Source organism: Enterococcus sp. DIV1090, assembly GCF_050537975.1.
GTDB lineage: Bacteria > Bacillota > Bacilli > Lactobacillales > Enterococcaceae > Enterococcus > Enterococcus faecalis.
Map to the genome: position 1 here is coordinate 2473144 of NZ_CP172917.1, position 20968 is coordinate 2494111.

The window sequence follows — 20968 nt, forward strand, 5'->3', positions numbered from 1 at the left end:
TTAGCCCTAAATGTCATAGATTGCGAAAGGACAGGCCTTGGAAGCTGCCTGCCCTACTCAATTATTTAGTTTGCTTCAACTTTTGTAATTTTAACTGTCATGTCGCCACCAGGTGTTGCAATAATCACTTGGTCGCCTAATTGTTTACCAATTAAGGCTTGCGCAATCGGTGAATCGTTAGAAATTTTACCAGAAAATGGATCGGCTTCGGCACTTCCTACGATTGTGTATTCCTCTTCTTCTCCATCAGGCAATTCTTGGAAAGTAACTGTTTTACCGATGGAAACTTCGTCTTGGTCCACGCCATCATTATCGATGATTTCTGCAAAACGAATCATATTTTCTAACGTTGTAATACGTCCTTCAACGAAAGCTTGTTCATCTTTAGCTGATTCATACTCTGAGTTCTCTGAAAGATCCCCAAAGCTACGAGCGATTTTAATACGCTCTACGATTTCTTTACGTTTAATTGTTTTTAATTCTTCTAGCTCTTGTTCTAATTTTTCTTTTCCTTCAAGAGTCATTGGATATACTTTTTCTACCATGTTAATTCTCCTTTTTCGCTTAACGATACGTAGTTCTTGGTTGGTTATTGAAAAAAATTCCGCTTTCAATCCACAAAAGAGTACCACGCTTTTTCTAAATTGTAAATATAATTATTGAATTTTTGTGATTTTGCTAAATTTTATTTATATAAATTTCTAGTTGCTACTCTTTCCCTCTGTTAAACAGATTACTTTTTGAGTATCTAAAAGCTTGGTGAATCATACAAAATTGATTCACCAAGCTCTTTTATGTTTTCATTTTATTCACTACTTGAATTATTGACATACTGATCTACTAATACTTGATGTTCTTCATATGTTTTTGAGAAGTAGACTTTTCCTGTAGAAATATCTGCTACAAAGTATAAATAGTCACTTGGTGTCGGATTCAAGACTGCTTTAATTGACTCCTCACTTGGGCTATCTAATGGTCCTGGTCCATAACCAGTATTTTTATACAAGTTATAAGACGAGTCCACTTCCAAGTCAGCATACGTTACAGTTTCTTTGTGTTCTCCTAGAGCATACAAAATAGAAATATCTGATTGGATTGGCATATCGGCAGCCAAGCGGTTAAAGAATACTTGCGCAATTTGTTTGCGGTCTGCTTCTTTGACTCCTTCTTTTTCAACCAATGAAGCTAACGTTAAAACTTGCTGATTGGTTAAATTCTTTGCATGAATTGTCGGCGTATATTGTTCCATTACTGTGTTCATTTTAGCAACCATCTGTTCGACAAATTCAGGAAGTGTTGCTTTTTTGTAGTAATCATAAGTTGCCGGGAACAAATAGCCTTCTAAGCGATAACGAACACCTTCTGCGGTTGCAGCACTTTCAAGTAAATCAGGATACTTAGCCTTCATTTGATTGAAGAAGTCTTCGTTTTTCATTAATGCAATGAAATCTGCTTTCTTGAAATCTGTATTTTTTTCAATAGCTTCGCCAATTTTATCTATATCGTAGCCTTCAGGAATCGTTACTTTGCCATCTGCGATTTTAGTTGGTTCTGGCGTGCCTCCTTCTTTTAGCATTTCACCAATTTCATCGAGTGTCATGCTTGGAGACATTTGATAATAGCCCGCTTGAAAATCTGTTAAGTTTTTAAATTTTACGTAGTAGTTAAAAACCATTCCGCTTTTAATGACGTTGCTTTCTTCTAAAACCGCAGCAATTTGCTTATTAGAAGATCCTTCTGGGATATGCACTTGAACAAGCTTCTTATTGTTCTTGTCTAGTGGCTGTAGCCCAGCATCTACATATTTATAAAAAGTAAACCCAAAGATTGCCATCATTAAAACCAATACAGAAACTACAATTAACACGATACGACCGACTAAACGATCTTCTTTTTTACGTGTTTGTTTTTTTGTATTTGTTGGCTTTTCGTCTGTTTCAATCGGGGTTGGCTCTTCGACTGTCTGTGTTGTCTTGTCTTTCCCACGTCTTCGAGCAGCTCTAGAACCTGCACGTGTTTGTGTTGTGCGGCTCGCTGTTTCTTGTGATTCATCAGATGAAGGTTGGGGAGACCTATCATTTTTTTCAGAGGAATCAGGTTGATCGCCATCATTTCTACCTTTTAAAGACCCAGTTACTTGATCTCTAAGCGAAGATTTGGGATCTTGGTTATTTTGGTTATCATTAGCCAAAACTAACCCTCCTTACTATTCTATCGTTTATGACTGAAACTATTATACATGAAACCTCTTTAAAATTAAATGTTTTTAATAAAAAGACCGTCATTCCCCGATAAAAAATTCATCATTGACAACGTTTAAAGCCTATGATGGCGCTTTTCTATTGAAACGATAATAAATCTTAAAATCCTCCTAAATTTATCGAAAATCCATTTTCTATTAAGAATTTTGTAGCAAAATAGCACCTAAGTCTTTAGGCGATTGTACTAGGAATGTTGCTCCCGCCTCTTGTAATTCTGTTTCTTCACCAAATCCATACAAGACACCTATACTATCTAAGCCATTTTGTTGAGCACCAAGAATGTCATGATTACGATCACCAACCATGATAATCGCTTCTTTGGTTGGATCTAATTGAGCTTCCGTTAATGCATACTGAATCACATCTGCTTTTTTAGAACGATGACCGTCCATACTCGCTCCATAGATGCCTGTAAAATAACGATCTAAATCAAAATGAGTAATAATCTTTTTAGCAAATTCTTCTGGCTTGGAAGTCGCAATGTATAACTTTGCTCCCGCTTCCTTTAACCTTGTTAACACTTCTGGAATCCCTGGATACACATGGTTTTCAAACATACCTTTTCTCTGATAATACGCTCGATAATGACCCACGGCTTGTTGCGCTGCTTCAGCTGAAGGCGCCATGTGCAAAAATGACTCATATAAAGGCGGCCCTATGAAAGAACGTAACGTCTCCTCGCTAGGAGCTGGCCAGCCTAATTGTTCTGTTGCGTACAAAATAGAACGCATAATGCCGCTACCAGAATCCGTAATTGTGCCATCTAAATCAAATAAAATCGTTTGATACATCTTCACTTCACTACTTTCTAGCATTTTTTGTCTAATTGATTCTTCAAAATAAGATACGCAAAAGAAGCACATTTTTCAGCGCTTCTCTGCCTTTTTATTTATTTTGCTGTAAACGTATCTGGTTTTTTATCTGATTGCTGCATTTCATAGGCAATGGCTTCAACGATTCGGCGGCTAGCTTGACCATCCCCATACGGATTTTGTGCATGCGCCATCGCGTGGTAAGCATCAGAATTAGTCAATAATGTTTTCGCCTCTTGATAGACTACTTGTTCGTCTGTACCAACCAATTTCAATGTTCCTGCCGCTACGCCTTCTGGACGTTCCGTTGTATCTCGTAAAACTAAAACTGGCACACCTAAGGAAGGAGCTTCTTCTTGCACACCACCAGAATCAGTTAAAATTAACGCACTTTTCGCTGCAAAATTTTGAAAATCTTTGACATCCAATGGTTCAATTAAATGCACACGAGCTAATTCACCTAAGTGTTCCGCTACTATTTCACGGACTTTGGGATTTTTGTGCATAGGGAAAATGACTTCAATTTCTGGATGTTCCATTACAAGTCGACGAACAGCTTTAAACACATTTGCCATTGGTAGGCCTAAATTTTCACGACGATGCATTGTAATTAGCACGATGCGTTGGTCCGTAGGGATTTTTTCCAATAAATCATTTTGATAGTGGGCATCAACAGTGTACGCCATCGCGTCAATCGCTGTATTGCCAGTTACATAAATATGTTCTTCTGGATGATTTTCTTTGATTAAATTGTCCTTACTTTGAGTAGTTGGGGCAAAATAAATATCAGTTAACACATCTACCAGTTGACGATTCATTTCTTCCGGAAACGGAGAATATTTTTGCCAGGTCCGTAATCCTGCTTCCACATGTCCCACCGGAATCTGTTGATAAAAAGCAGCTAACGCAGCCGCAAATGACGTGGTTGTATCGCCATGAACCAAGACAATATCCGGCTGTTCTGTCACAAGAACCTCAGTTAATAAATTCAAAACACGACTTGTAATATCTGTTAAGGTTTGCCCATCTTTCATGATATTTAAATCATGATTCGGTGTAATTTGAAAATCTTCTAACACTTGATCCAACATTTGGCGATGTTGCGCTGTTACGACTACTACAGAGTCAAATCCTTGACTTTGCTCTTCTAAAACTTTGATTAAAGGGGCCATTTTGATTGCTTCTGGCCGTGTTCCAAAAACCGTCATTACTTTAATTTTCTTCATCATTTTCCTCCTAATTCTATGTTAGTTTCGGGTATTTTTGTTGGCGAAATTCTTCTGCTCGTTGGATATAATGTAAGGCGTTCGTATGATTACTAGCTATTTCTGCTGCCGTTAACGGACGGATAACCTTCGCTGGTCGACCAAATGCTAAAACATTTGGCGGGATAATTTTGCCTTCTGTCACTAAAGAGCCCGCACCAATCAGGCTGTTTTCTCCAATAATAGCGTTATTTAGAATGGTTGAACCCATGCCAATCAAAGCACCATCACCGATTTTACACCCGTGTAACATGCATTGATGACCCACTGTTACATACTTGCCTACAATTGTCGGGGCATCTTCATCAACATGAATAATCGTGCCATCTTGAATATTACTACCTTCACCAATGGTAATTGTGTTACTGTCACCTCTTAAGACCGACTGAAACCAAATATTACTATCCTTCGCTAGTTGTACGTTTCCATAGACATCTGCACTAGCAGCAATAAAATATTCTTTTTTCAAACTCTGTCACCTCTTTTCATTAAGTATAGACAAGAATTCCTCACTTTCATAGTAAAAAAGACAAGAAAAGAGCGTGGGACAAAAATCACTTTGGATTTTTGCTCCACGCTCAAAAACTGATAAACGGCGGGAACAAAAGCAACTCCTTCGGAAATAAGCCGGAATTCTCCAAAAATTACAGAACAATTTTCGGAAATTCCTTCTTATTTCTCGGAGTTAAACGCTTCTGTCCCGACCTCTTTTTATTCCTCATAGTCGCCTTCTTCAGCAAATTGACTATTGTATAGTTTTTCATAGAAGCCACCTTGTTCCAGCAACTCATGATGCGTACCTTTTTCAATGATTTCTCCTTGTTTCATAACAAGAATTAAATCAGCTTCACGAATAGTTGATAGGCGGTGGGCAATAACGAAACTCGTTCGTCCTTCCATAACACGATCCATTGCTTTTTGAATTAAGGCTTCCAAGCGTGTATCGACTGAACTAGTCGCCTCATCTAAAATCAAAATTTTCGGATCAGAAATTACCGCTCGGGCAATGGTCAACAATTGTTTTTGACCAAGGGAAACGTTATCTCCCTCAGAATTGATTTCCATTTCATACCCGTCTGGCATTGTCCGAATGAAGTGATCCACATTGGCCGTTTTCGCTGCATCCACAACTTCATAATCCGTGGCATCCAACTTCCCAAAACGAATGTTATCTGCAATGGTACCTTTATACAACCAAGCATCTTGCAATACCATTCCAAATACAGATCGGACATCACTACGGTTCATTTTTTTCGTGTCAATGCCATCAATTTTAATGGCGCCTTCTGTTACATCATAAAAACGCATCAGTAAGTTGATTAAGGTTGTTTTCCCAGCGCCAGTTGGTCCCACAATCGCAACCATTTGGCCCGCATCAACTTTAAAGTTCAAATTACGAATTAACGGTTTTTCTGGGTCATAACTAAAGCTGACATTTTCAAATTCAACAGAGCCTAAAATAGGTTCTGGTAAAGGAACATCTTGTTCGTTAAGTTCTTCTTCTGGTTCATCTAGGATTTCAAAAATCCGCATGGTCGAAGCTGAAGCGCTTTGTAAAGCCGCAGACAACTGCGTAATATTCCCCATTGGTTGGCTAATTTGCCAAATATATTGAATAAACGCTTGTAATTGCCCCACTACGATCACACCAGCAACCACATAGTAACTACCAAGGACAGCTACCCCGATATAGGTCCCATAAGCGGTCATCTGAACCAATGGCAACATTAATCCTGAGATAAAGGATGCTTTGAAACCAAAACCATTTAAACGATGATTGACTTGTTTAAAGCCTTCAAGGGTTTCTTTTTCCCGACCATATAGTTTTAAAACACTGAACCCAGTCATATTTTCTTGAACATAACCATTTAAGTCTCCTAAAGAATTTTGCATTCCTTGGAAATATTTCTGGGAGATTTTAACAATTGTTCTTGAAATAATCAGAGACAACGGAATCATAATTACTGAAAAAATCGCCATCAGCGGATTGATTAAGAACATCATCACTACCGCCATCACAATACCTAAGACTGCTGAAACAATATTGATAAAACTTTGTTGCATCGCATTGCTGACAGCATCCACATCGTTCGTCACCCGTGACAAAATATTTCCTTGTTGGTTCTTATCAAAATAAGAAACTGGCAAACGATTGATTTTTTCTTCAATATCGCGACGTAAATCGCGCATGGATTGTTGAACGACATTCGTCATTAAAAAGCCTGACAAAAATTGTGCCACACAATAACCTGTTCCCACAACTAAAATCCAAATTAAACATTGGATTACATAATCAAAATTAATGGATTCGCCAGCCGCAATATTACGGCTAATTTCTGTCGTTGGTAATCCAGTCAAATAAGGCAACGCTGCATTAAAGGCAACGGTTAATATTGTAAATAAAATAACTAAATAAAACGTCACTCGGTACGGTTTAATATAGCGACCGATTCGTTTCATAGAAGAAAAGGCGTGTTTCATGCTAATTCCTCCTCTGACAATTGAGAAGCCGCAATATCATAGTAAATTGGACAAGTCTCAAGTAATTCACGATGTGTGCCAATTCCGACCACGTCGCCTTCGTTTAAAACAACAATGCGGTCCGCATGCATAATTGTTCCAACACGTTGTGCCACAATTAAAACAGTGGATTCTGTTGTTTCTTTTTTCAGACGCGCTCGTAAATTTGCATCTGTTTGATAATCTAACGCAGAAAAACTATCATCAAATATATAAATTTCCGGATTGCGAATAATCGCCCGTGCGATAGCTAAACGTTGTTTTTGACCACCAGAAAAGTTCGTGCCACCTTCTGAAAGAGGTTCATCATAGCCTTGCGGTTTTTGTGAAACAAATTCTGTGGCTTGAGCAATGTCAATTGCTCGTTCCATTTCTTCTAACGTCGCATCTTCCTTACCGTAGCGAAGGTTATCAGCAATTGTACCAGTAAAAAGTAACGCTTTTTGTGGAATATAGCCAATCTTATTGCGTAATGCACTAAGTTTGTACTCTTTTACGTTCACTCCATCGATTAAAATTTCACCTTCTGATACATCATAAAACCGTGGAATCAATTGAATTAATGTTGATTTCCCACTACCTGTGCTCCCAATAAAGGCCACTGTTTCACCAGGTGACGCCTTAAAACTTACATTGCGGATGACTGGGCTTTCCGCATGTCCAGGATAGGCAAAGGTTACATTTTTAAACTCTAGATAGCCTTTAGTAGCTGTTTCTGTTACGCCTTCTTCTTCACGAATAGCTGGTTCCATATCTAAGGCTTCTTGAATCCGCGAAGCCGAAACCGCAGCCCGCGGATACATCATAAAGACACTGGCAAATAACATAAACGAGAACAGCGCATGAAAAATATATTCAATAAAAGCAATTAAATTCCCAACTTCTAAATCCCCATGGCTGATTTGAACAGTCCCGCTCCAAATGATTAAGACCATTACAATATTAAATAAGAAAAAGAACCCTGGTTGGGCTGCTGCCATTAAACGAAACAGGCTTTTTGAACTTTTAGTGTAAGTTTCATTAACTTTATTAAAACGAGATTCTTCAAATTTTTCATTAACAAATGCGCGTATTACCCGCAATCCAGAAAGATTTTCTCTTAAAATCCCATTGATTCCATCTAAGTTCTTTTGTTGCTTTTTAGATAACGGTTCTGACAAACGAGCAATTCCGACAACTGCTAGCAGCAGAAAAGGCAAGGCACCTAAAACGTACATTCCTAACGACGGACTCGTTCGCATCACCATGTAAAGACTGGCAATAAACATCACTGGCGTCATAAAGCCAAGACGTAAAATATTTCCCATGAAGAGCATAATTTGGTATGCATCATTGGTAGTTCGCGTAATTAAGGAAGAAACCCCAATACTTTCATATTCACTGTGTGAGAAAGTTTGAATCTTTTCAAATAAATCATCACGAATATCACGAACAATATTTGTTGTAATTCTGGCACCAAAGTACCCTAGCAAAATATTCATTGCGACACCAATAATCGTAATTACAACCATCCAAATCCCTTGCTGATAAATATAGTCCATATCTTTAGGAATAATTCCTTTGTCAATCATTCGTGCTAAAATGGTCGGCAAGCCTAATTCAATCAAAATAAAACCAAACACACAAATAAAATCAGCAAAAAGTAATTTCTTATAACGCATTGTGTAACGCCACATTAACTTCAATTAATCATCTCCTTCTTATCTTACTTTAAATTTTCTAGTACCCCCACTGTATCAAAAAGAAATCGGTAATACAAGCTGTCTGGCTAGAAAAAACAGCCTTTCTCTTTCTATCCTTTCCCTTTTAGATTTTCTAAAAAATAGATAATTTTAATGATTTACTTATACGATTAAAATTGCTACTTCCTTTTGATTGTGCCATAATTGGGAAAAACTGAAAGGACCCTTTGAATGAAAAAATTATTCTTCATTTTTCTCGGTTCCTGTACGTTTGCTTTAGGCACGTTAGGAATCTTTTTGCCGCTTTTACCCACCACTGGTTTTTATTTATTAACGGCCTTTTTTTGGATGCGTAGTTCAGATAAACTTTATAACAAATTTTTAGCTTCTTCTTATTATCAAAAATATATCCAAGAAGCCTTCTTTGAGAAAAAAATTACTCGTAAAGGTAAATGGAAACTATTTATTTCCATGTTTCTTTTATTTGCCATTCCGTGTTTAATTGTCCGAAATACGTTGATGACTACGACTTTAGCGATTGTTTATTTAGCCCACGTGATCGGCTTAAGTTGGTATTGGCGTCCTAAAAAAAAGGCACTCGAACTTGATCAAGAATAAGGTGAAACAAGAAGTTTGTTTTTTTTAAAAGTCCAGTGAGTGTTTCTATACTTCCTTATCATTCTATGATAAAATAAGCTTAATTGTTGTTATTCACAACACACGGGACGGTTGAAAAAAGAACACATAAAATCAAATACCCAGAATGAAGCAAAGTCGAGGCTTCATTTCATCATTAACAGATGTTTTTGATGAGCATTCTTTTTTAGGTGATCAGCACCTCGTTTTGTTGTGTTTAATTTTCTGTCTTAAAATGAAAAAAACTATAAATTGCTACTATTAGTAGCTGAAGGAGAAATGAATCGATGATTTACAAAGTATACTATCAAGAAACAAAAATCAGAAACCCAAAAAGAGAAGACACAAAATCTCTTTACATGGAAGCCGATAGCGATGTAATCGTGCGCCAATTAGTTGAAGAAAATACCCCATACAATATTGAATACGTTCAATTATTAGACGAAAAACATCTTGCTTACGAGCAAGAACATGCGGACTTCACTCTAACGGAGTTTTAACATGAAAGTAAACATAAAAAATAACGAAACTGGCGTTTTTGCAATCGGTGGTTTAGGCGAAATTGGAAAAAACACATATGGGGTACAATTCCAAGATGAAATTATCATTATTGATGCTGGGATCAAATTCCCAGAAGATGATTTACTTGGGATTGACTACGTGATTCCAGATTATAGCTACATCGTTCAAAATTTGCATAAAGTCAAAGCACTCGTTATTACCCACGGTCATGAAGACCATATTGGTGGCGTTCCTTATCTTTTACGTCAAGCGAATATCCCAATCTATGCGGGACCACTAGCCTTGGCTTTAATTACCAACAAACTAGATGAACATGGTTTATTGCGAGAAGCGGAATTACACGAAATTAATGAAGATACGGTGATTCGTTTTAGAAAAACAGCGATTAGTTTTTTCCGGACGACTCACAGTATTCCTGATGCCTTGGGCGTTGTGGTTAAAACGCCTTCTGGTAACATTGTCGCAACAGGTGACTTTAAGTTTGACTTTACACCCGTTGGTGAGCCAGCCAACTTACACAGAATGGCGAAATTAGGTGAAGAAGGCGTCCTTTGTCTTCTTTCAGACAGTACCAATGCTGAAATACCCACCTTTACAAAATCCGAAAAAACAATTGGGACCTCTATTTTAAAAATCTTTGAAAAAATTGATGGTCGGATTATCTTTGCCAGTTTTGCTTCAAACATTTTCCGTTTACAACAAGCTGCTGATGCAGCCGTGAAAACAGGTCGCAAAATTGCTGTTTTTGGTCGTAGCATGGAAAATGCCATTGTCAATGGCGAACGCTTAGGCTACATCAAAGTGCCAAAAGGAACGTTTGTCGATGCGGCGGAACTGAATCAATTGCCAGCAAATGAAACAATGATTTTATGTACTGGCTCTCAAGGAGAACCTATGGCCGCGCTTAGTCGGATTGCTAACGGTACACATCGCCAAATTAGTATTCAACCAGGCGATACGGTTGTTTTCTCAAGTTCACCAATTCCTGGAAATACGACAAGCGTTAACCGTTTAATCAACTTATTATCTGAAGCCGGTGCAGAAGTTATCCACGGAAAAATCAATAATATCCATACTTCTGGTCACGGTGGACAAGAAGAGCAAAAATTAATGCTTCGCTTGATGAAGCCTAAATATTTCATGCCTGTTCATGGTGAATTTAGAATGTTAAAAATCCATGCTTCGCTCGCTCAAGATACAGGGGTTCCTGAAGAAAATTGCTTTATCATGGGCAACGGCGATGTCTTAGCTTTAACGGCTGATAGCGCACGTCCTGCTGGTCACTTCAACGCTAATGACGTGTACGTTGATGGAAATGGTGTCGGTGATATCGGTAATGTTGTTTTACGCGATCGTCGTATCTTATCTGAAGAAGGTTTAGTTTTAGCGGTAGCAACAGTTGATATTAAAAATAAAGAAATTATGGCTGGTCCAGACATTCTTTCCCGTGGTTTTGTCTACATGCGTGAGTCTGGTGATATGATTCATGAAGGCCAACGTCTTTTATTCAATGCTCTACGTGAAGCAATGAAAGATAAAAACTGTACCGAAGCAAAATTAGGCGAAGCCATGACGACCGCTTTACAGCCTTTCTTGTTTGAACAAACAGAACGTCATCCAATGATTCTGCCAATGATTATGACTGCCACAGTTAGTGATCAATAAAGCTCTCATTTAATAGAGAAGAAAAATGCTTGTCCATTTTTCTTCTCTATTTTTTCTAACAAAAAAACACCTAACATGCGTTAGGTGTTTTTGGATTATTTTTTATTAGTTTTTTTCTACGTTAACTGCTTGAGGGCCACGGTCTGAATCTTCAACATCGAAAGTCACTGCTTGACCTTCTTCTAAAGTTTTGAAACCATCACCTTGGATAGCTGAGAAGTGTACGAATACGTCGCTTCCGTCTTCGCGTGAGATAAACCCAAAACCTTTTTCTGCGTTAAACCATTTTACTGTTCCTTGTTCCATTCTTTTGTTCCTCCTCGTGCATTTGCACATAAATAGTCGTAACTTTGCTCGCTTCCAATAGAATATTTAAAAAAATTTAAAAAGTCTACATAATTCCAAACAAGATTACCCTTTCATTTTACACGTGATAAAATATTTTTGCAAGAATTGTCCTCATTCTGAAGCAAAAAAATTCTCTTCTCTCAAACTAATGTATCCGCTATCACCAACAATAATATGATCCAACAATTGAATCCCCATCATTTCGCCACATTCTTCCATTCGTTTGGTAAATTGGATATCTTGTGGAGACGGCGTCGGATTGCCAGATGGATGATTATGAGCTAATAGTATGCGAGCAGAAGAATATTTAACCGCTTCCCGAAAAATTTCGCGTGGATGAGCAATACTTTGATTCAGTGAACCTTTGAAAATCGTTTTCTGTTGGATAATGTCATTCTTGGTATTCAAGTAAATACAAATTAAATGTTCTTGTTGCAGTCCCTTCATCTCTTGGAGTAATCGTTGAGCGACTTGTTGACTGGACGTAACTTTGCCAAATTTGATTTGACTACTTTGATAAATTCGACACCCTAATTCAATGGCCGCACGTAATTCAATGGCTTTCACTTGGCCAATGCCTTTAATAGCCATTAACTCGTTCAACGTGGCTTGCTGCAAATAAGAAAGTTGCTTAAACTGTTTTAACAGCGTTGCGGCAACAGTCATCACGTCTGCTTCTTTTGAGCCAGTACGTAACAGAATCGCCAACAACTCTTGATTCGATAATGCTTTTTCTCCTATCGCTAAGAGCCGTTCTCGTGGTAAACAATCACTCGGCATCTCACGAATAAACAGATCCGATACTTGCATAAAAAAACCTCCTTTGCTAGTCATTAATAAACTACGCAAAGGAGTGTTGTTTTTATTATTTTAAATAATGTGGCGCTTGATGTAAACTCTCCAAGACATGTAATGTTTTCTCTTGGATAACTTCAGTTGGTTGCAATAAATCAGGTACCATGATCACTGGAATGCCCGCACTATGAGCCGCACTTACCCCATGAAATGAGTCTTCGAAAATCAAGGTTTTCGGGGCTTCTGTTCCTAAAAGTTGACGTGCTTTTTGAAAAATTTCTGGGTCCGGTTTTGCTCGTTTAACATCCTCTGCTGAAACAATTCCTACAAAACGATCCTGAATCCCAGCATGGCTTAATAACATTTCAATTGCTGGACGGACGTTACTTGAAGCAACTAATCGAGGAATTTTTTGATCATCTAAAAAGTCGAGGAATTCCACCACCCCTGGTTTTAAAGGGACGTTACCAGATCGAAACTCTTGCAGGGTATCATCATAAGAACGGCGGATAAATTCTTCCACTGTGTCATGACCATAGGATGCATAAATACGTCGGTAATTCTCTTGTACTTCTTCATCGGAAATCCCAACATAGTCTAAATAGACTTCTTTACTATATGGTAACCCCATTGCATCTGCTACTTTTTGAGTAGATGTATAGTAAATCAACTCCGTATCAAAAAGCAACCCATCCATATCAAAAATTACGCCATCAAATTTCTTCATCATTTCCTCCTATAGTTAAAAGTAATTCTCTTACTTGAGAAACAAAATATAATGAACCTGTTACTAATAATAAATCATCTGTCGACATTTTTTCTAAAATTTCGCCTAAGCCAAATTGCCATAAAGACACAATTTCTGTTAAATCGTCTTCATATTTTTCCATTTCTGTAAGTGCAATAGCTTTAGGGTAATCAAAGCTAGTTAAGTAAAGATGCGCATTCGGTACTTGCTTTAAGTCCTGAATCATCTCATCCACATCTTTAGTTGCTAAAGCTGAAAATAAAATATGAATCGTGTGTTGTGGAAACTCTTTGCGCAAGTTTTCAACTAAGCGTTTTACTGCATGATCATTGTGGGCACCATCTAAAACAATCAACGGTTCATCACTAAGACGTTCCATTCGAGCTGGCCATTGCGCTTTAGCTAACCCTTGAGTAATGTCTCGTTCTTTAAACGGCAAATGTTGTAGTTGGCAATACTTGTCAAATAATTGAATAGCTACCGCCGCGTTTTCTACTTGGTGACGCCCCAACAAGGGAACTTTAATCTTTGTCAGTTTGCCCATTTCTCCATAGAAATTAAATACTTCCCCCCATTGTGTATCAGGATGTAGATATTCCACTTGATACTCTTTGCCAAAACGAAAAATTGGACTCTGTTTTTCTTGTGCGACTTTTTCAATGACTGCTAGCGCATCAGCACAAATGTTGCCTGTTACTACTGGGACTTTTTCTTTAATAATACCCGCTTTTTGATAGGCAATTTCAGCAATTGTTTCACCTAAAATTTCTGTGTGATCCTTCCCAATTGTCGTAATTCCCGTCAATAATGGCATCACGACATTGGTGCTATCAAGTAATCCACCTAAGCCAACTTCAACAACTGCGATATCCACTTGTTCATTCACGAAATAGTCCAAGGCCATTCCTGTCAATGTTTCGAATTCTGTAATTCCAGCCACTTCAGTGATCTGGTCTAATTCTTTAATGATTGGTTGATACTTTTCCACATAAGTAATCAATTGTTCGTCTGAAATTGGTTGACCATTTATCGCAATTCTTTCATTAAATGATTCAATATAAGGAGAGGTAAAGGTTCCGACTTTCAAGCCCATTTCTTCTAATAGACAGCGTAAATATGTCACGGTTGAGCCTTTACCATTGGTTCCTGCGATATGAATCGTTGGCACTTTGTTTTCTGGATGATCAATTTTTTCTAATAACGCATTAATCCGATCCAAACCAGGTCTTGAACCAAAGGGTAACCGGCTATGAATCCATTCAATGGCTTCTTCTATTGTTAATTGCATCTTGTCCAACTCCTTGTCTTCTTCTACATTATAACTAAGTTAGGTGACTTTTTCACTAATAACCAATTGAAACTTTTTCTTGAAAACTTTTTGCATTTTTCATAATTTTGCGTTATTAGCGGATACATTAATGAACTTATGGTAAACTAACATTCTGGATGGTTCATTCCAGCCAGCCAATTAAAAACTATTTTTAGAGCGTTCAACACGCTTATTCATGATTTTTTTATAAAGGTGGACTTATTTTGATGAAAAACAAATCGAAGCTTTTATGGTTAGGAAGTTTTTTCTTGCCGTTTTTACTTCTATTGCTTGTATGGATGACATTACAACTTGCGCCTTTTGGTGACAACAACTTATTAGTTAGTGATTTAGGCACACAATACATGCCTTTCTTGAGTTTTTTAAAACGCTCTTTTCACGAGGGAATAACTACATTCTACTCTTTTTCCAATGAGATTGGTGAGTCGATTGTTCCTTTGGCAGCCTATTACTTACTGAGCCCTTTTAATGTGTTGGCTTTCTTTTTTCCTTATGAACAATTACCTATAGCAATTTTATGGATTATTACCTTAAAACTTGCCTTGATGGGCACGACGATGTTTAGCTATTTAAAATACACCTATCAAAAAGTTGATGGCACCACGTTACTTTTTTCAACGTCCTATAGTTTCTGTGGCTTTGTCACCGTCTATAGCCAAAACTTTATGTGGTTGGATGCACTAATTCTATTCCCGCTTATCTTATTGGGACTCCAACGTTTATGGGATCAACGCAAATGGGGCTTATACAGTATAACCCTGTTTTTAGCGATTGTGACGAATTACTACATGGGTTATATGATTTGTCTCTTTGCTGTTTTGTACAGTATCTATTGGTTCTTTAAAAAGAATACCCAAGCCCATGCTATTCGGCAATTTTTTAAACAAAGTCCGTTATTCATCCTCGTTTCTTTTTTAACAGGAACTGCAACTAGCTTTTTATTATTACCTGCAGCAGAAGGGATGCTCTATACAAAAAAAGCAGATTTTGATGTCTCGACGTTCTTTTTAACGCCTAAGTTCAACACTTCGTTTTTCTCGCAATTAGGCTTAGGTTCTATTAATTATGAGTTGCGTTTAGACCATTTACCAACCGTTTTTGCTGGATTATTTGTGACACTCCTCTGTGTTGCCTATTTTCAAACGAAACAAATTGCGTTAAAAGAAAGAATAGCTTCAGCAATTCTTTTATTCATTCTCTTTTTAAGCTTTTGGTTAGAAGCCTTTAACACTGTGTGGCACATGTTTCAAAGCCCAGCTGGTTTCCCTTACCGAAATGTCTTTATTTTTAGCTTTTTATTGATTGTCTTTGCCTATGAAGTTTGGCTTAAAAAAGTGACCATTCCTTGGACCGCACCTATTATTTTTAGTCTGCTGTTAGTCATTGGCTACGGATCTTTGTATTATGGTCCACAAAAGAATCTCTTAATTTCGATCAATTATTTATGGCTAAGTTTACTTTTTATTTGGTTGATTTTCTTTTGCTTGCGTTTAGCACACAAAAAGGCCTTAAGAAACTATGTAGTCGTGGCTTTATTCTTACTGGTCAGCACAGAATTAACAACGAATTTCTGGATTTCTTTTAAACACATGCCCTTTGGTAGCCAAGCAACATTTGCCCAAGATTACCGAAAACACAGCCAATTAATCGATGAAAAAATGGCCTCAGCACCAGAACTTTATCGCATGAAACAAGTCATTCCTTCCAAAGAAACAGGGTTCCGTGAAATCAATAACGGCTACAACAATCCTTTACTTTATGGCTATGCTGGCGTTTCTAGCTATACTTCGACTTTAACTGCCACTACCCAAGACACATTAAGTGCGCTAGGTTTATATCGAAAAAATGATCGCCGGATTGCTTATGTGGATAATTCACAACTAACCAATTTACTTTTAAATGTGAAATATGACTTTTTACCAATTGAAAAACCTACGAGTGAAAAATTGCTAAAAACAGTTGGTTCCACGAAAATCATGGAAAATGATGAAGCGATCGGTATGGGCTTTTTGGCGCCAACCGCATTAACCAAGTTAAAATTAGCAAAAAATAATCCTTTAGATGCCCAAGAAGAACTCCTGCAAACGCTCGTGCCGACGGATAAACCTTACTTTAAAACAGCTTCGTTGATAAATGAACCTCATCATACCAACGAAACAATTGAAGCAACCTTTAAAGTGAATAGCACTGGTGACTTGCATCTTTATATTCCGAATTTAAAATGGAAAAAAGTTACAAAATTGAAGGTAAACCAACAAGTTATCTCGACGCCGATTTATATTGCAACCAATCAACTGTTCAATTTAGGGCATTTTGAAAAAGGAACTACCGTGACCCTGTCACTAACTGCTGAACAAGTGGTTGATTTAACTAATTGGCAACTTCAAACTTTAGACCAAACAGCCTTTAATCGTGCGGTTGACAAATTACGCCAACAAGCTCTTCACGTGAATGCAACTAAAAAAGGCCATTTAAATGGCGCACTGAATGTACCTGGAAATGACACTCAGTTACTGTATACGTCCATTCCTTATGACCAAGATTGGCAAGTCAAATCGTCGCTACAAAAAGAACCCTTAAAAACACAACGCATTCTAGGTGGCTTTTTAGCTGTTGAAGTCCCAGCTGGCAAACAGCAGTTAACCTTTGCCTATCATCCAAGAATGATTTATCTCGGTACTGCCGTCAGCGGAACGGTTTTACTGGGAACGGCTGGTTATCTTGGCTTTAAAAAATACCGTCGAAAACGTCAGGAGGCCACTCATGACTAATCAGAAAAAATTTTTAAATGGACTCATTCGGTGGTTACCCCTAGTTGGACTGGTGCTTTTCTTCGGCTTAATTCTATGGGGATATTCCAGAGGAATTTTTCATTCTGTTGCTTCCTTGCAAGCTTTTATTAAACAGTTTGGTAACTATGCGGTTCTGTGTTTCATTCTTTTACAAATCGTCCAAGTGATTATCCCTATTCTACCTGGAGGAATCTCTTCTGTTGCAGGAATGTTGATGTTTGGCAATTTGCAAGGCCTTTTGTATAGCTATCTTGGATTGATTATTGGTGAGTTTATTGGCTTTTTACTGGTTCGTTACTATGGACGTAGCTTTGTAAAAATAATCCTTTCTCCCAATAAATACAAAAAATTTGAAGAGATTTTGGACAAAAATGAACACAATGTCAAAAAGCTCTTAATCTTTACTATGTTAGTCCCCTTCGCTCCAGATGATATTGTTTGTTTAGTGGCGGGAATTACAGATATTTCTTTAAAAGAATTCATGAAAATTGTTCTTTTATTGAAATTCTGGTCTGTGGCTACTTACAGCTACTTAATGTTGTATTTGTTTCAATTATTTGGCAAATTATAACAAAAAGACAACAAAACCAAAGTTTGGTTTTGTTGTCTTTTCTTTTTTAGATTGAACGTAATTGGGCAATCCGTTCTTTGACAGCCTCTTGTTTTTCAAGGTAGTCTTTTTCTTTTGCACGTTCTGCTTCCACGACCTCATCTGGTGCGTTTGACACAAAACGTTCATTTGAAAGTTTGCCTTGCACACGTTTGACTTCTTTTGTCCATTTGTCTAATTCTTTTTCTAAGCGAGCAATTTCTTCCTCGATATTAATCAACCCAGCTAATGGTAGGAATAGTTCTGCGCCTGTTAATACAGCGGACATGGCTAATTCTGGCGCTTCTATTTCACGGCTGATGACTAATTCCTCTGGATTACAGAAGCGTTCTAAGTAGCTAGTATTAGCTGTTAAAAATTCTTCTACTTCTGTATCGTTTGTTTTAATTAACAAAGTAATTGGTTTAGAAAGTGGTGTATTCACTTCTGCTCGAATATTCCGAACCGAACGAATAACTTCTTTCAGAACTTCCATTCCTCGAGCTGCTGCTTCATCGTTAAATTCTTCATGAACAACTGGGTACTCTGCCACAACCAATGACTCACCTTGATGCGGAATTTTTCCCCAAATTTCTTCTGTTACAAACGGCATAATTGGATGCAATAAGCGTAAGATTTGATCCAATGTGTACACCAAGATGCTCCGTGTTGATTGTTTAGCTGCTTCATTGTCTCCGTAAAGAATCTCTTTACTCATTTCAATATACCAATCACAGAAATCATCCCAGATGAAGTTGTATAATTGGCGACCTGCTTCACCGAATTCAAAGCGATCAAATAATTCTGTCACACGGGCGACTGTTTCGTTTAAGCGCGTTAAAATCCAACGATCAGCGACAGTCTTTTCACCACTAAAGTCAATATCTGCAGCAGTCATACCTTCTACATTCATGATAACGAAGCGACTTGCATTCCAGATCTTATTGATAAAGTTCCAAGAAGCATCCATTTTTTCATAACTAAAACGAACATCTTGACCAGGTGCTGAACCATTTGATAAGAACCAACGTAACGCATCTGCGCCATATTTTTCGATGACATCCATTGGATCAATCCCATTCCCCAATGATTTACTCATTTTGCGTCCTTGCTCATCACGAATTAAGCCGTGAATTAAGACATTTTGGAAGGGACGTTCGCCTGTAAACTCTAAGCTTTGGAAAATCATACGACTTACCCAGAAGAAGATGATGTCATAGCCAGTAACTAATGTGCTTGTTGGGAAGTAACGTTGATAATCTTCGCTTGCTTCATCTGGCCAACCCATCGTTGAAAATGGCCATAAAGCAGAACTAAACCATGTATCTAAGACGTCACTATCTTGAACCCAATTTTCACTGTCGGCTGGCGCTTCCATCCCAACATACATCTCGCCCGTTTCTTTGTGATACCAAGCAGGAATTTGGTGGCCCCACCATAATTGTCGCGAAATAACCCAGTCATGTACATTTTCCATCCAACGTAAAAATGTTTGATTGAAGCGTGGTGGATAAAATTCAACAGCGTCTTCTGTTTCTTGATTTTTCATTGCTTTTTCAGCTAATGGTCCCATTTTTACAAACCATTGGGTCGATAAACGTGGTTCCACGACAACGCCTGTTCGTTCTGAATGGCCCACGCTGTGATTCATTGTTTCGATCTTAATTAAGCGACCTAATTCTTTCAAGTCAGAGACAATCGCTTTACGTGCAGCAAAACGATCCATTCCTTCGTATTTTCCAGCCAGTTCATTCATCGTGCCGTCTTCGTTCATAACATTTACTCGAGGTAAGTCATGACGATTACCGACTTCAAAGTCATTTGGATCATGGGCAGGTGTGATTTTTACAACCCCTGTTCCAAATTCCATATCTACATAGTCATCTGCAATAATTGGAATTTCTTTATCTACTAATGGCAAGACAACTGTCTTACCAATAAGTTCCTGATACCGTTCATCTTCTGGATGGACCGCAATCGCCGTATCTCCCAACATTGTTTCAGGACGCGTTGTCGCAATTTCAACAACGCCAGAACCATCTGATAATGGGTAGCTCATGTGGTAAAAAGCTCCTTCAATATCTTTATGGATTACTTCAATATCAGACAATGCTGTTTTCGCTTTTGGATCCCAGTTAATGATATATTCACCACGGTAAATCAAATCTTTCTCGTAAAGAGAGACAAACACTTTACGAACGGCCTCAGATAGCCCTTCATCTAAAGTAAAACGTTCACGGCTGTAATCTAAAGAAAGGCCCATTTTTGCCCACTGTTCACGAATGTGAGAAGCATATTCTTCTTTCCATTCCCACACTTGATCAACAAATTTTTCACGACCTAAGTCGTAACGTGAAATTCCTTGTTGTGCTAGTTTCTCTTCTACTTTTGCTTGCGTAGCAATTCCAGCATGGTCCATTCCTGGCAGCCATAACGTATCAAAGCCTTGCATTCTTTTTTGGCGGATAATCATATCTTGTAATGTTGTATCCCAAGCATGCCCTAAGTGTAGTTTCCCTGTTACATTGGGTGGTGGAATAACAATTGAATAGGGCTTCGCTTTTTTGTCGCCACTTGGTTTAAATAAATCTTGATCTAGCCATTTTTGATAACGGCCAGCTTCGATTTCTGTCGGTTGATATTTCGTTGGTAAGTTTTTTTCTTCTGACATTTTTTCCCCTTCTTTCTTAAAATACGCGATTTGGAGCGGTAATTATTTTACAAATGAGTTTTTTTGGCTAAACACTAAAATACGCCCTAAAATACTTTCGTATTTTAGGGCGTAGATTCATCTTATTTACGCGGTACCACCTAAATTGCATTTGAATTGAATTCATTCAAATGCCACTCATTCGTGAGATAACGTTCACGAAACGAATCGTTCTACTAACGTACTGTGTTCAAACCATTGACTCACAAGCTACCTTCTCACTGGTTGTGTAAAAGTCTTGCACCTGAACGACTTTTTCTCTAAAACGACGCCAATGATACTCCTCTTGTTCG

17 protein-coding genes and 1 other annotated feature (1 of these 18 cut by a window edge) are annotated in these 20968 nt (G+C 37.9%); of the genes, 5 read left to right on the forward strand and 12 right to left on the reverse strand.

What is annotated here, in order from left to right; translation table 11 throughout:
• Positions 1-65 precede the first annotated feature (65 nt).
• The 7 genes from greA to efrA form a co-directional block, all read right to left on the reverse strand.
• Positions 66-545, reverse strand: coding sequence for a transcription elongation factor GreA (gene greA / locus IGL48_RS12100; protein WP_002355133.1), 480 nt, complete (start codon positions 543-545; stop codon positions 66-68).
• 260 nt (positions 546-805) lie between these two features.
• Positions 806-2191, reverse strand: coding sequence for an endolytic transglycosylase MltG (gene mltG / locus IGL48_RS12105; protein ID WP_002415850.1), 1386 nt, complete (start codon positions 2189-2191; stop codon positions 806-808).
• A gap of 207 nt (positions 2192-2398) precedes the next feature.
• On the reverse strand, positions 2399-3076 hold the full coding sequence (locus tag IGL48_RS12110; RefSeq protein ID WP_002386325.1) for an HAD family hydrolase: 678 nt from the start codon (positions 3074-3076) through the stop codon (positions 2399-2401).
• Positions 3077-3150: 74 nt separating this feature from the next.
• Positions 3151-4302 carry a non-hydrolyzing UDP-N-acetylglucosamine 2-epimerase gene (wecB, locus tag IGL48_RS12115; protein WP_025188780.1) on the reverse strand — a complete coding sequence of 384 codons (1152 nt, stop codon included), beginning with the start codon at positions 4300-4302 and terminating at the stop codon, positions 3151-3153.
• Between the two features lie 13 nt (positions 4303-4315).
• Complete coding sequence (locus tag IGL48_RS12120; RefSeq protein WP_002355129.1) at positions 4316-4807, reverse strand: gamma carbonic anhydrase family protein; 492 nt, start codon at positions 4805-4807, stop codon at positions 4316-4318.
• Between the two features lie 242 nt (positions 4808-5049).
• The gene (gene efrB, locus IGL48_RS12125) at positions 5050-6819 is read right to left on the reverse strand and encodes a multidrug efflux ABC transporter subunit EfrB (RefSeq protein ID WP_002365186.1); all 1770 of its coding nucleotides are present in this window, start codon (positions 6817-6819) and stop codon (positions 5050-5052) included.
• The gene (gene efrA, locus IGL48_RS12130) at positions 6816-8543 is read right to left on the reverse strand and encodes a multidrug efflux ABC transporter subunit EfrA (RefSeq protein WP_010708444.1); all 1728 of its coding nucleotides are present in this window, start codon (positions 8541-8543) and stop codon (positions 6816-6818) included. Before efrA ends, efrB begins: the two co-directional genes overlap by 4 nt.
• Positions 8544-8771: 228 nt before the next feature.
• On the opposite strand from efrA, the gene IGL48_RS12135 reads away from it, so the two are divergent.
• From IGL48_RS12135 to rnjA, 3 genes are all read left to right on the forward strand, one after another.
• Complete coding sequence (locus IGL48_RS12135) at positions 8772-9158, forward strand: YbaN family protein (protein WP_002355126.1); 387 nt, start codon at positions 8772-8774, stop codon at positions 9156-9158.
• A 305-nt stretch (positions 9159-9463) separates the two neighbouring features.
• Positions 9464-9676, forward strand: a complete 213-nt coding sequence (locus IGL48_RS12140; RefSeq protein ID WP_002355123.1) for a DNA-directed RNA polymerase subunit epsilon — start codon at positions 9464-9466, stop codon at positions 9674-9676.
• Position 9677: 1 nt separating this feature from the next.
• On the forward strand, positions 9678-11363 hold the full coding sequence (rnjA, locus tag IGL48_RS12145; protein ID WP_002355122.1) for a ribonuclease J1: 1686 nt from the start codon (positions 9678-9680) through the stop codon (positions 11361-11363).
• Between the two features lie 105 nt (positions 11364-11468).
• On the opposite strand, the gene IGL48_RS12150 is transcribed toward rnjA, so the two are convergent.
• The 4 genes from IGL48_RS12150 to IGL48_RS12165 all read right to left on the reverse strand — a co-directional run bounded on the left by IGL48_RS12150 (position 11469) and on the right by IGL48_RS12165 (position 14542).
• Positions 11469-11669 (reverse strand): cold-shock protein, encoded by a 201-nt coding sequence (locus IGL48_RS12150; protein WP_002355121.1) that lies wholly within the window; start codon positions 11667-11669, stop codon positions 11469-11471.
• Positions 11670-11822: 153 nt separating this feature from the next.
• Positions 11823-12521 (reverse strand): RadC family protein, encoded by a 699-nt coding sequence (gene radC, locus IGL48_RS12155; RefSeq protein ID WP_002365188.1) that lies wholly within the window; start codon positions 12519-12521, stop codon positions 11823-11825.
• Positions 12522-12576: 55 nt separating this feature from the next.
• Positions 12577-13236, reverse strand: a complete 660-nt coding sequence (locus IGL48_RS12160; protein WP_002385286.1) for an HAD family hydrolase — start codon at positions 13234-13236, stop codon at positions 12577-12579.
• A complete protein-coding gene (locus IGL48_RS12165) occupies positions 13220-14542 on the reverse strand; it encodes a bifunctional folylpolyglutamate synthase/dihydrofolate synthase (RefSeq protein ID WP_002371398.1) in 1323 nt (440 codons plus the stop codon). Before IGL48_RS12165 ends, IGL48_RS12160 begins: the two co-directional genes overlap by 17 nt.
• A 248-nt stretch (positions 14543-14790) precedes the next feature.
• Here IGL48_RS12165 and IGL48_RS12170 point away from each other — a divergent pair, with 248 nt between their 5' ends.
• Both IGL48_RS12170 and IGL48_RS12175 read left to right on the forward strand, forming a co-directional pair.
• Entirely contained in the window at positions 14791-17355 is a 2565-nt protein-coding gene (locus IGL48_RS12170; RefSeq protein ID WP_025186225.1) for a YfhO family protein, read from the forward strand.
• Positions 17348-17947: a TVP38/TMEM64 family protein gene (locus IGL48_RS12175; protein ID WP_002355114.1), complete on the forward strand. Its 600-nt coding sequence runs from the start codon at positions 17348-17350 to the stop codon at positions 17945-17947. The genes IGL48_RS12170 and IGL48_RS12175 overlap by 8 nt, the downstream gene beginning before the upstream one ends.
• Before the next feature lie 46 nt (positions 17948-17993).
• Here the strand turns inward: IGL48_RS12175 and IGL48_RS12180 are convergent, their stop codons facing one another.
• Entirely contained in the window at positions 17994-20636 is a 2643-nt protein-coding gene (locus IGL48_RS12180; protein WP_048949397.1) for a valine--tRNA ligase, read from the reverse strand.
• Between the two features lie 102 nt (positions 20637-20738).
• Positions 20739-20968, reverse strand: a binding site (T-box leader) (it continues 10 nt past the right edge of the window).